This window comes from Blautia sp. 1033sp1_1033st1_G9_1033SCRN_220408 (assembly GCF_040929965.1).
Lineage (GTDB): Bacteria > Bacillota > Clostridia > Lachnospirales > Lachnospiraceae > Blautia_A > Blautia_A ammoniilytica.
This window is the reverse complement of sequence record NZ_JBFKZO010000010.1, coordinates 25,985-37,747: the sequence shown is the minus strand read 5'-3', so window position 1 is coordinate 37,747 and position 11,763 is coordinate 25,985. Positions and strand designations below refer to the sequence as shown.

The window sequence follows — 11,763 nt, the reverse complement described above, 5'->3', positions numbered from 1 at the left end:
CCTACAGCCATTTTTCCAGATTGTCCATTTCTTTTTTCTGTTCCACACTGATCTTCTTCTGCAAGGTGATCAGATCCTTATTTGCATTCAAAAATTCCTTTTCCCACTTTTCCAGCTTCTTGTGTTTTGCCTTCTTCTGCCGGATATTGACCACCTGTGAAAACAGGCAGTCACCAATCTCCATATAAGCCCCCAGGAATGTCCACCAATGAAGATAGGGAAGCGCACGGATCTCACACCCCTGAACCCGGTTGATAGCAGGAATGATGATCTGGGCATCCTGCTGCCAGTCCATGGTATGGGGCTTTTTCTTCCCATCATCCTTCATTCCCATATCAATGAAGTCCAATGCCTTTTCACAGGCTTCTGCCAAGTCTTCCGGCGGTATTGTCTGGTAATCTTCATAGAGGATCTGTACCATGGTGTCACTCCTCACCAAGGCAATCTCCTCTTCTGATGCATCTGGCAGAAAAAGATCCGGGTCGTTCATGGCTTCCAAAATGTCCAGAACTACCCGGAAATCTGTCTGGATCTTATAATCCGTATCGCCTACATGCAGAGAAGTGGGAAGCTCCCAGGCATTCATCACTTATGGTACTTTGCCGTATATTTGTTCTGGCGGCTCTGTACCTTTTTAAGCCGGATGTTCATCTCCGCTTCGATTACTTTACCCAGCTGTTCCACAATCTCCTCCACATACAGCTTCCCGTTTGCAAGCGGTGTAAACGGATTCATCACGGAAAAAATAGCGGTAGAAATGTCAGCGTTAAACAGCCCATCCAGCTTCTCCTTCAAACCGTCCCCCAGCTCAAACAGTGCCTCCTGGGTTTCCAATTTCTTTTTCGCCGCCTCATTCAGATATTCCACCACCTTGTCATACCGGCGGGCAATATCAATGTCCGCCGGATTAAAGGAGATGGTAAACAGATGGTTTCCTTTTGCGTCAAGAAACTCATATTCCTCAATGGAAATATTGGTTTTTATCTGTTTTGCCATGGTCTATGCCCTCCTTATGATCACGCAGTTGCATCCGCTGTGAACGCTTTTGTAGTCACATTCCAGGTTCCCTTTACCCTGTTGCCTGCCTTATACACAGTAAACGGTGTCTGGATACCAGATGTATCACCGCCCACAGAATTAGGGATGATGTATACATCTTCTTTGTAAGCCCAAACGCTGGTTGGTGCTGCATCCTCCGTGGCTCCCGGTTTCAGCAGCACATCCACCATGGTGGTTTTGCACTTATCACCGGTAGCCTTGGTGTTAGCCAGCTCAAGGATCTTATTGGACAGAGCATCGTCATAATCCTCATAATAGAACGGATCCACATCTGCCTGGGCTTCATATCCGGAATGGTGCACGGACTGCTCACCCAGGATATTTTTCTTCAACTCAACGTCCGGATTCAGTTCTTCGTTATATTCTTCCAGGTCTTTGCCAATCCGCACATAAGCAGCTGTTTCTCCTCCAAAACTGGAATCCAGATAATGCGCCAGATATTTTCTTTCAATCATATTTTTCTTCCTTTCTGCCCATCAGGGCTTTAAAAATCATTTGCAATGGTCCGGTAAACAATCCGTGCCTGGATCATGTACCGCGCCAGTCCTTCCTGGTAATTCACCCCGGACAGGTTAGGCATATTCTGCAGGTTTTCCATTTTCTGGATCCTGCATTTTTCCCCAAAGTCCGGGTAATTCTTCTGCCTGTCCTGGTCTTCCAGCCAGTCCATAAAAGCCTGCGCAAAATTCATAGCTTCCAGGTTCAGGTCGTCCTGCCCGGAAGAATAGGCCTTTACAATGATAATGGAAAATCCATAGGCCTTCTGTTCATCCCCACACACATATTTTTTCAGAACCTTATCTGAATACTGCGTCACCAGTGAAAAACTGTCAGGGGATTCCGGGGAAAAGTTAAAGTTAAGGATGTCCCCGCACAATTCCTCAACCTTTGGTTCAAAAAATGCCTTAACAGCATCATGTTTTGTCATGGCCGCCCTCCTTCAGATACCTTGTATATGCAGCTGCCAGTTCGTCCTTCCTTGCCGTCATCATGGCCTGATCCCAGTGATCTGTTGCAAGAGGATGCCGGAATGTGCTGTATTTCAGCTTCCTGCCTGTGGGTGTCTTATGGGGTGGTGACCAGAACCCCATCAGCTCCCCACCGTCATAGATTGGAATATTAGGGCCGTATACCTCGCCCATATACTGATAATGTGCATAAGGGCTGTTATAAGTGATATATCCTGTATCATCATCAGCCGTAATGTCCACGTTCTGGGCAAGTACCAGGTTATCGGCCGGCACATATGGATCCATTAAAGCAGCTGCCTGATTGGCAAGAAACAGCATTCCCTGTCTGCCGCCAAGCTTCTTCTTTACAATCTCCTCCGGTGTACTGTTCCATTCAACCTTCGCGTCCAAGGATCATCCCCCCAGTCTGTAATGCTTTGCCAGCGGAAATGCTGTGTTATCTGAAAAGGCTGTCACCTTAAATGCATCCGGCTTGCGTCTGTTCAGCACCTGTGCAGCTGTATGCCCTGCAGTTCCGTTGATCTCTTCGCTGCATTCCCCTAGTACAACAAGATCATCCTGGGAAGCTGTAAAATGCCCCTTCGGATCCTTTGCATATTCTGCATAGGCAAGATACCGTTCATCCTTTGGGATCCGCACCACATAGGTATTCTGGACGCTTGCCTGGGTACCGTTAAAGCCTGTATTTACCTGTGATTTCCAGAAGCAGTTATGGAGCACCGTCCGGTTCCAGTGTTCCTTTTTATCCGTGCTGTCACCGGCACGAATCCGATTGTATAAGGTAATTGTGCGGGTATAATTCTGGTTCATGCTCACACCCCCTGATACAAAAGCCCGGTGTTCCCCAGATACCGGTAAATGATCTCCTTCGTCTTCCTGGCTTTCCCTTCTTCTGTGAAATTTGACTGGGACAGGTCAAAGGTTCCGGATTCCCCGTCATTGGAAAACGATGTAAGGAATCCGCCCTGTTCAGATGCCTGCTGTGAGGTCCTGTCCGCCTGATACAGCAGTTCTGCAAGCTCACAGGCACAATCTTTCACCTCGTCCGTAATAAGCCCGAAATTAGAAGCCAGACGGCTAAAGGTGTACTGATTCAGCACACGCTCTGCCTGTTTTTCCCAGTATGGAAATACTGCCTCTGGCACTGCCGGGGAACGCCCCAGCAGATAGCCGTCAGTATAATAACCATAATCAGCGTACATGGACGTTCCCTCCTTTATCAGGACTGTGCTGTAAGAGTGATTGCCTTTGTTACCGCAGTGGATGCTACCGTGAAGGTTTCAGTCACTGTGATAAAGCCTTTCTTGCTGATCTTCGCAGTGTATGTACCTGCACGCAGGTTAAACTCTGCTTTTCCATCAGCTCCAGTCACAAGGATTGCACCGTCTACGTTAATTCGTGCACCTGCATACGCTTTCGGGCTGGATTCTGCGCCATCCGTTACGGTAAAAGTAACTTTCTGGGTAGTAGCAGGAGTACCCGGCTCCAAGTATGCAAACGCACAGCCGGTACGGTCTTCGTTCATCCGTGTAGCCGGATTCGGAAGCGCCCAGCCCATACGGAATACAACACGAAGTGCGGTCATATCCTGCTGTGCCAGGTTGTACACAATTTCCTTTGTTACCGGATCCTGAATAACACCCTGATCCAGAATCTTCACAGTTACGTCCTGACGAATGGAGTACACAGCCTGACCGAAATCACCAACCACAAGCTGAGCGATTTCCGGATAGAAGCCTCCATTCTCCGGGAATGTGATGGGCGCACCGTCCAAGGTGTACCTTGCCACATCCTGCATGTTGTTTTTGAAGATCGGCTGTCCTGTGGTGTCACGAAGACCACGAAGCTTTGCCTTAAAGTTCATCGGTGCCACAGCTCCAGATACGCCGAAGCCGTCTGTTTCTACTTTGGCAAATACGCCGCCATCTCCGAGAATCAGATCGTAATAATCTTTTCCGGTGGCGGCAGCCACATTGTTTCCGGCCTGCCTTGCCAGGGTAATGATATCTGCCTGCCACTCCCTTGGGCGGTTATCCCCAAAGATAACAGCTGCATCCACCTTCTGGCCAATGGCCTCCATGATACGTGGGGTGATCTCCCCGAAGATATCAAACTCCGCGTCAGAAAGTACTGCATCCGGGATCGGCGCGATTACAGCCAGCTCACCGGCATTCAGATATACGTTATCCCATGCCTGTCTGGTGGTCTGCTTCATACCTGTATCGCCGTCTACCCAGTAAGCAGTTGGCAGGAAATCCAGTACACGGATCCTGGTCTGATTGGATGTCATGTTGGGAAGCTTTCTCGCCATGCTCATGAACACGGAATTTTTCGGCGCGTCCTGGAAAATACTGGATACGATCTGTTCGCGGATAATCGCCTCCGCATCGGCTCTGTTTGTAATATTTACTGGCATTCTTTACTCTCCTTTTCCGAGCAGGGATCTCAGTGCTTCGTTTGCCTGCTCTTTTTTAGTCTGAACATCATTGTTAATCCCGGAAGTGGATGAAACCACTCTGGGAACCTGCACATTTGACTGGAACAGGTAATCATTGTCTTTCTTCAGGGCTGTAAGCGCTGCTTCAATGTCCTGCGCCTGGTTCTTGGATGCTTTTAAAGTATCCACATCCAAAAGGGCCATGATCGCCTTTTCATTCCGTCCAGACGCTTTCCGGATAGCGTCTTTAACAGAGGCGTCAAAGGCATAATCGGATTTGATCTTCTCGATCTCTGCGTCCTTGCCCTGTAGCTGCTTTGTCAGATCGGATACTTTTGTCTGCAGTCCGGCTGCATCAATCCCCTCCATTGCTTTCAAAGAGGCCTGTGCTGTATCAAGCTGTGATTTATAGCCATCACGCTCTGCCTTTATCGCATTCAGCTCTTTTCCATACTCAGCCATGACAAAATCAATCTGTTCCTGATTTAAACCTTTTCCCTGTAAATCTTCTGTTTTCATGTTTCTCCTTTCTCTGCCATCCCATAGGTTATTTATAGGTGTGTAACCATCCACCAGACAGCTGACTGTTTTAGGTCTTATCATCTGACCAATTTTGAGTATAAAAATAACACCCGGAAGATTCCGCGTGCTGGTTCACTGTTTAACGGACAGCTCCGAGATATTTAGGATCACCTCCTTCCTAGGCTTCTTCATAAGTCTTCAGAAAGATATCCGGTTTGCATGGATACAGCTCCCCGTTCACGCCCTGGATGATGTAATCCCCCAGTTTGGCGTGCATCCTGCCTTCCAGCGTCTGGATCGTACAGCCGTACACGGATATATGGCCGTCATTAAGGCTCCGGTCTATCCATACCTTTTCATCTGCCACAACCTGGGTGAACCAGGGAGGGGATTCATATTCCGGATCGTCCGTCAGCTGAAATGCTTCCACGACAACAGGTTTCTTTCGGTATTTCATTGTTCTCACCTCCTCGTCCATCAACTTAAAAATGGGTATAAAAATACCACCGGCCTTTTCTGACTGGTGGTATTAATTAATATTTATTCTTGCTTTGCAATAATTGCACTGAAATCCGGGTGAGGTTTTATAATCCCCTTGTGTTTCAAAATACCCTTTTTTACAATGATGGCAGGTCACTTTTTCCCCGTTTCTCAGTCTTTTTATTATCTCGTTCATTTCATACGGATTCACAAAATCACCTCCACGGAAGCTTTGGATATAATTCTTTTACTGTCTTAATTATATCTTTCAACTCATTTCCTGTCAAACTATTTCTGCCGGTTCTGTGCTTTAACTCTTGTGCAAAACATACGCATTCGGCCCACTGAGAATCACCAATGTCATATTTATGATGAGTTATCTCGTGTATAAGAGTCTCTGCCGTGTTCTGTACTGTTTTTGTCTCAGAAGCAAATATATAAATATCATTTCCGTCCTGGTATCCTCTTACACTTGGATCATGATCTATCTTATAGCACATCTGAATATTTAAATTGGGGTGGTCTGCAATATAAGAAACCGTTTCTTTTCCTATCTCCGTTTTGTTCAGATTATTCATGAGTCGTCTAGTTGTGATTGTATCTTTCTGACCATTATTGAATTCAGTAAAACGCTCTGAAAATTTTGATTGACGGGCGTGTTTTTCTTGCATTGCTATCTTTTCCCCGACTATCCGTTCTGCTTTTGCAACCTCTGCTTTTGTCGGCATGAACTTTCCTTGCAAACCATCCTGCATGATCCTCTTTTTCTGTTCCGGAAGATCCATCTTTTCAGAAAAATCCTTGTAAGTCTGCATCTGCCCCTGATACCTGGCCTTTGCGGCAATGATTTCCTGTTCATCAGCCCCGCCTTCTTCCAACAGCTTTATCTTCTGGCGCTGTGCACGCATGACACGCTCCATCTTCCTCTGCTGTTGGAGAGCTTCATACACGGTGTACTGCTTTCCGTTATATGTCTTTGGTGTGTTTTCTTCCCGGTTCATCTGATCCAGCTGCTCATCCGTATACCTCCGTACAGAAACCCCGGGGATAAATGGCCGGTAATCATGGTAGCAGTTCCATCCAAGAAGTCCTGGGCCAGTGCCAAGACCGCAGACATCTATCAGCTGCTGCTTTGTGTATACCCGTCCCTGCCACGGCTGATGGGTAGGTCTTGCGCCCCTGTGGTAACTTACCTCATAAGTATCTGTCCCAAGCTGTGCGGCTACCTGCTCATTGATCTTTGCCTGTACCTGCCTAAAACCCGTCAGGATCGCCCTTCTGGCAGCCACATCTACCCTGTCCCGGTGTCCGGAATCATAATCTATATACCGCACTCCGGAAGCGGTCATCTGATTGACGGTCCGTTTTAGCACCGTGTTATAATCAAATGCCCCAGACTTGATATCCACTACAGCCTGATCCATTGTGGATCTGTAATAGTCCATCAACGGCGAATACTGAAGCTTTCCTGATGTTGGGTCACGGATCGCAAATCCCATAGATCCGGAAATATTCTTGTATTCGCCCTGCAGCTGTGCCTTCACAGCCTTTACCAGCTGCTGTAAAGGTACATTCTCATCAAATGGGATCTGCTGCATGCCTGCCAGCTTATATGCCCTTTCGTGGCTGTAATACTGCTCATACACTTCATCTGAAAAGACCTTTTCCATTTCCTCATTGGACGCTTTCAGTGCCTCCTGGATCCAATCACGGATATCCTTCTCGGCCAGCCCAAGCCTCTGCAGTCTGCTGATCTGCCAGTCAACAGAAGCTGTTGCAAAGCCTGCTTCACGGATCCGCCGTACAATATCTGTCATGATCCGGATTTCCAGGCTTGAAAATATATTGCCTGTCTTCACTGCAAGCTTTTCGATCTCACCCTGCGTCATTCAACCACCGTATCCTCTGGCAGCTGTATGGCTGCCTTTGCCTGTTCTTCTGTTTCCCCATACCACTTAGCACGGTACTCCCACAGGGACATTGCTCCCATGGAAACGTCCAGCCTGTCAGACTGCCGTTCTGACTCCACATCCGTTACGATGGAATCGTCCCAGTCAAAAGAAGTCTGGTATGTCCCGGATGGGCACAGATGATACAGATCACACCAGAAAGCAATTGCATCCACCAGATCTTCCAGGGCGTGCTGCAGTGCCGTCTGGCAGCTCTGTACGAAAGAATACGACCGCTGTTTACTGGCCTTTATCTCCTCAGCAGTTTTGTCCGTGTTGTTCGGGTCTGAAATCGTCCCATATGCCAGATTGCAGTCAAACTCAATCATCCTCATGAGATGATTCCAGCCATTGAAGTAAGATGTATCCCGGATATCCGGTGAAAAGGTATCCATAAACGGTTTATCTGTTGCGCCGGTATTATACTCCACTGCCCGGTACAGCCTTTTCTTGCCGGCAGGATACTCAAAGCTGTCCGTGTCCTTCCTGTACTTCAACAGGCTCTGTGCAATGTGTACGGCTGTCTCCTTACTTTCGTACTCCCAGTTGATCTGCGAATACCTCCGGTCTGCCTCCTGCAGATGTTCTACGGCCCTTGAAAACACAGCTGCACCTAGTGGGCTTTCAGAATCCTGATTGTTTCCAAGTGGAACCCTGAAATAACCAAAAGGCAGCTTATCAGTTCCTGCAATCGTGATCTCCTGCGCCAGGTCTGACCAGCGGGCAACGGATTCCACAGGCACTTCTGTCCCAAGCATGCCTTCCGTCTTTGAAACAAATGCCCTGTTCCGGATATTCAAGGTACCTTCTTTCAGGGTGTGCACCTCTATCCTGCTGTATATCTCATTATTTTTCCGGAACTGGTCCAGGAATGCACACTTTGTAATCTTCTCTGTGTCAAATTCCAGGGGGAAAAAGTTATCTGCCTGGATGTACTGGATGGATATTCCATCTGCATTCACATATGGCTTGAAGACCAGGCCACCTTTTGCATCTGCATATTCTACCTGGATACGCAGCTTCTCTATGACTTTCTGGTAAACCTCGTCCATGTATGAAGCCTTTGCGCTTCCAGATACTTCACTTTTTACTTCCAGGACCGTCAGTCTGGCGATCTCTCCTGATACAGCAGCCGCAATCCCTGCGCTCTGCGTTGTTTCGTTGATCCACGGCGGTCTGCCTTCATACATCTTTGACCACAGTTCTATGTGTGCTGCAGTCCTGCCGCTCATTGCATAATCAATCTGCTCATCCTTATCCAGGATCTTCCGCAATGCCTGATACATATTTGTATAATTCATATTCATCACCCGTATCTGATGAGCTGGCTGATCTGCCGCTCGATCGTATATTCAAAACTGTCTAATGAGTCAATGTCACTGGTTCCGTCATCAAGCCTTACATTCCTTGTCAGCTCCTTGGGATCCCACACTGCAGTGCACAGGGCATTTACAAGGCTGTCACACTCCCCATCCATGTATGCAAAGCGTCCCTGCGCCATCAGGATAGAGGTTGCATTGATACGGTCATTGATTTCTGTTTTCAGTGCGTTCTCAACCCTGACCCAGCCAAGGCCGTTCTTCCTAAGACTGCTGCGGATCCCGGCAATCAAGGTCTGTTCTGCGCTGTCTGCATAGACCACTGTCACATATCCGTAACGGCTCAGGATCCTCTGTACAAAATTACAGAACATTATTCCAAGCATATCCGGATCAATCTCTATGGCATTACCACTTTCATCCTTGCAGCTGATCCACTCAGATGCTAATGGGATTACCATTTGGAAGCCTCTTGTGATCGCTGTGGCTGTAAAGGAATGGCCGGAACCAGATCCACCAAAGTCAATGCCAAGATTTATCTCCATGATATCCCTGGGCTTCTCCTTCATAGCAAAACTGAATTTCTTCGTGCTGATATCATCCGCAAACCTACGGAAGATCAGACCGTTGGCAACCACACGCATCCCTTTGATATCACGCATGTACCAGATGGAATTTACATCATACCGACTCTCGATCTCATGAAGACGTTCCTCTGTGATATTGATGTTGTCATAGATGGTACAGTGCATGTAATTATAGCCGCCTGGGAAGTTGCCCTCTTCCTCCTGCTTCTGGTATCTGTCAATGTACTCTGAATAAATGGCAGCCCTTGGGTTATCCGGGTTAAGATCCCAGAACACTTTCAGGCGTTTCGCTGCAAGCTGACGGTTGAAAGCCTCTTTAATCGTATTATCGTGATGCAGGTTGATTTCTGTTGCAATCCACATCCCGTAGGAATTACCACGGATTTTCTTGTAGCTGTCTTCTTTGGCACCTCCGGCAAAGATTACGATCTTCTGTTTGTAATGTGTTGCCGGACCCTTGATGAACAGTGCTTCATTGTCCTTGTACTTTCCCCAGTGGCTCTGGCCCCGGAAGATCCATTCAAGACCCATCCCATTGCAATCCCCTATGTTCATCTTTGCGTTTGCCATAGTAGACCCTGTTGCCAGATGGATCCTGTCCGGTGTGGTCTTCAGCTCATGTGCAAAAGCAAACACGTTATCAACAGTCTTTCCGGCACGTACAGCACCCTCCGCCACGTTGTAAGAACACTCCCTGCACCTGCGGATATAATCCTTGTGCTTTTCAGAGAACCGGTAAGGGATGGTCTTCTTCCTGACAAAGTTACTTATCGCCGCCATAGATCTCCCCCTCTATCTCATCCAGGTCCTCAATCTCCTGATTGTTGCCGGTAAGCTTGTCTGTCTGTGCTTTGATCTGAGCGATCCGTGCACGCTGCTCTTCCTGATCCAGTTCGGATGGCTGCCGGTCATTCCAGCCCTTGAAGTTGTTCCGCAGGCTGAACTGAGCCCCGTTGCTTCCCTCCCTGTCAAACAGTCTTTCTTCTGTGTATGCCTCGATCATCGTCTTTGCACGCGTAATCGTGTTCATGAATTCTTTTTTGCCCTGGTAGTTTATCAGGGATAATCTGGTTGTAAACCCCAGGGCAAGGGCAAGTCCGGTCACGGTTGGGGGCTTCTGGTTAATGATTACCGGATTTCCAAATTTGTTATAAACAATCTTTCCTTCATCATCTTTCAGGATTTCCCCCTCACATTCTTTGAAATATGCGTCAATTTTTTCTTCAATTTCCTCTTTGCATTTGTACTTTGGTGGTCTTCCGACCGACCTGTTTGTAGCCATCTGACCGCCTCCTTTTCTGCATACAAAAAGAGACCCATTTCTGAGTCTCTTCCTGGTGGTCAACCGGAATTGAACCGATGCCTTGTCTATCAACATGTTCTGCCAGCCTAAACTATCTTCCACCAATATGATCATACCACACTTTTTTTACTCTTTCTACCATTGCTTTTTCTTTTGTAGAAAGTCCCGTAGCACCTTTTATACCATCATTCTCATTGTGATAATATCCATGATGCATATGCGGATCCATACCAGCATGCATATGTCCAAAATTAATTTCTTTTGTATGCCTATTGTCATTGTCAAAATACACTATTTTAATTAAATCTTTTCCACCTGTAACTGCATAGACACGTCCGTGTGTCATAGTCTCAAATAAGCTTTCTGATTTTCTTGAATTTGATTCTATAAACTTTATATTTCCATCAACTAGTGGTTTCCCATGTCTATCCAAAACAGGACGAAATTGTGAACCATATGATCTTCCTTTATTGCTCACTCCACTTGCAGCCCCTCTACCACCCATTGCACTTAGCCTCTTTAAATTTCTCCTGGAATGCCCGAATTCTCACAATATTCCCTTTGCACTCTTCCGGGATATTTCCGTAGAAAATTATGGTTTCCGGCTCTAACCGTCTGACCATCTCCCTGTATCCTGAAATGAAAAGCTCCTTTGTCCTTTTGCTATTCTGGGTTCCAACAGAAGAAACTGCCACAATGCTTTGTGTAGGTTCTCCATCAAAGCACCAGTCATAGCTTTCAGGAGTGCTCCAGCCAATCGTAGGAATCACCTGTATTCCATTTTCCTGAAGGTATGCCCCTATCCAATGCTTCCGGTAATGGTTGTATATCTGGATCGCTTTAGGAAAGTCTGTGTACATGGAAAAATCCGGTGTCATTACACACCGGAACTGTTGCAGCATGGATAGATACTTATCAGGATTTACCCATAAACGGTTAAATTGATAATCATCCACGAAAAAATGGATCCCTTTATCTGATCTTTCCCGTATGCTGGCAGCGTAATTAAATCCAATGAACTCCTGCGGCATATCAATCTGTGTAGGTCTGACCCTTGGAATGTCAAAATCTCCCACACCTTCGTACATACGGCGCCCAAGATTTTCATAAGCAATGTTTGTTTTTTGGTCACCCAT

General features: G+C 46.9%; 16 protein-coding genes. All 16 read right to left on the bottom strand.

Annotated features, from left to right (window positions below; genetic code table 11):
* Nucleotide 1: 1 nt before the first annotated feature.
* The 16 genes from AB5916_RS09170 to AB5916_RS09095 all read right to left on the bottom strand — a co-directional run bounded on the left by AB5916_RS09170 (nucleotide 2) and on the right by AB5916_RS09095 (nucleotide 11,763).
* On the bottom strand, nucleotides 2-586 hold the full coding sequence (locus AB5916_RS09170) for a Gp15 family bacteriophage protein (protein WP_368190465.1): 585 nt from the start codon (nucleotides 584-586) through the stop codon (nucleotides 2-4).
* Entirely contained in the window at nucleotides 586-996 is a 411-nt protein-coding gene (locus tag AB5916_RS09165) for a hypothetical protein (protein ID WP_158420563.1), read from the bottom strand. The genes AB5916_RS09170 and AB5916_RS09165 overlap by 1 nt, the downstream gene beginning before the upstream one ends.
* Before the next feature lie 20 nt (nucleotides 997-1,016).
* Nucleotides 1,017-1,514, bottom strand: a complete 498-nt coding sequence (locus AB5916_RS09160; RefSeq protein ID WP_368190463.1) for a hypothetical protein — start codon at nucleotides 1,512-1,514, stop codon at nucleotides 1,017-1,019.
* Nucleotides 1,515-1,543: 29 nt separating this feature from the next.
* Complete coding sequence (locus AB5916_RS09155; RefSeq protein WP_368190462.1) at nucleotides 1,544-1,987, bottom strand: hypothetical protein; 444 nt, start codon at nucleotides 1,985-1,987, stop codon at nucleotides 1,544-1,546.
* Nucleotides 1,974-2,420 (bottom strand): minor capsid protein, encoded by a 447-nt coding sequence (locus tag AB5916_RS09150; RefSeq protein ID WP_368190461.1) that lies wholly within the window; start codon nucleotides 2,418-2,420, stop codon nucleotides 1,974-1,976. Before AB5916_RS09150 ends, AB5916_RS09155 begins: the two co-directional genes overlap by 14 nt.
* 3 nt (nucleotides 2,421-2,423) lie before the next feature.
* Nucleotides 2,424-2,840, bottom strand: coding sequence for a DUF6751 family protein (locus tag AB5916_RS09145; protein WP_368190460.1), 417 nt, complete (start codon nucleotides 2,838-2,840; stop codon nucleotides 2,424-2,426).
* Nucleotides 2,841-2,842: 2 nt separating this feature from the next.
* On the bottom strand, nucleotides 2,843-3,232 hold the full coding sequence (locus AB5916_RS09140; RefSeq protein ID WP_368190459.1) for a hypothetical protein: 390 nt from the start codon (nucleotides 3,230-3,232) through the stop codon (nucleotides 2,843-2,845).
* Nucleotides 3,233-3,249: 17 nt separating this feature from the next.
* Nucleotides 3,250-4,446, bottom strand: a complete 1,197-nt coding sequence (locus AB5916_RS09135; protein ID WP_368190457.1) for a phage major capsid protein — start codon at nucleotides 4,444-4,446, stop codon at nucleotides 3,250-3,252.
* Nucleotides 4,447-4,449: 3 nt separating this feature from the next.
* Complete coding sequence (locus AB5916_RS09130) at nucleotides 4,450-4,986, bottom strand: phage scaffolding protein (RefSeq protein WP_368190455.1); 537 nt, start codon at nucleotides 4,984-4,986, stop codon at nucleotides 4,450-4,452.
* Nucleotides 4,987-5,167: 181 nt separating this feature from the next.
* Nucleotides 5,168-5,446 carry a hypothetical protein gene (locus AB5916_RS09125; RefSeq protein WP_368190453.1) on the bottom strand — a complete coding sequence of 93 codons (279 nt, stop codon included), beginning with the start codon at nucleotides 5,444-5,446 and terminating at the stop codon, nucleotides 5,168-5,170.
* Nucleotides 5,447-5,684: 238 nt separating this feature from the next.
* Nucleotides 5,685-7,358, bottom strand: coding sequence for a phage minor capsid protein (locus tag AB5916_RS09120; RefSeq protein ID WP_368190451.1), 1,674 nt, complete (start codon nucleotides 7,356-7,358; stop codon nucleotides 5,685-5,687).
* A complete protein-coding gene (locus tag AB5916_RS09115) occupies nucleotides 7,355-8,719 on the bottom strand; it encodes a phage portal protein (RefSeq protein ID WP_368190449.1) in 1,365 nt (454 codons plus the stop codon). The genes AB5916_RS09120 and AB5916_RS09115 overlap by 4 nt, the downstream gene beginning before the upstream one ends.
* A gap of 5 nt (nucleotides 8,720-8,724) precedes the next feature.
* Nucleotides 8,725-10,104 carry a PBSX family phage terminase large subunit gene (locus AB5916_RS09110; protein ID WP_368190447.1) on the bottom strand — a complete coding sequence of 460 codons (1,380 nt, stop codon included), beginning with the start codon at nucleotides 10,102-10,104 and terminating at the stop codon, nucleotides 8,725-8,727.
* Nucleotides 10,088-10,606 (bottom strand): terminase small subunit, encoded by a 519-nt coding sequence (locus AB5916_RS09105; RefSeq protein ID WP_368190445.1) that lies wholly within the window; start codon nucleotides 10,604-10,606, stop codon nucleotides 10,088-10,090. The genes AB5916_RS09110 and AB5916_RS09105 overlap by 17 nt, the downstream gene beginning before the upstream one ends.
* 112 nt (nucleotides 10,607-10,718) lie before the next feature.
* Nucleotides 10,719-11,132 (bottom strand): hypothetical protein, encoded by a 414-nt coding sequence (locus AB5916_RS09100; protein ID WP_368190443.1) that lies wholly within the window; start codon nucleotides 11,130-11,132, stop codon nucleotides 10,719-10,721.
* Entirely contained in the window at nucleotides 11,122-11,763 is a 642-nt protein-coding gene (locus AB5916_RS09095) for a DUF4417 domain-containing protein (RefSeq protein ID WP_368190441.1), read from the bottom strand. Before AB5916_RS09095 ends, AB5916_RS09100 begins: the two co-directional genes overlap by 11 nt.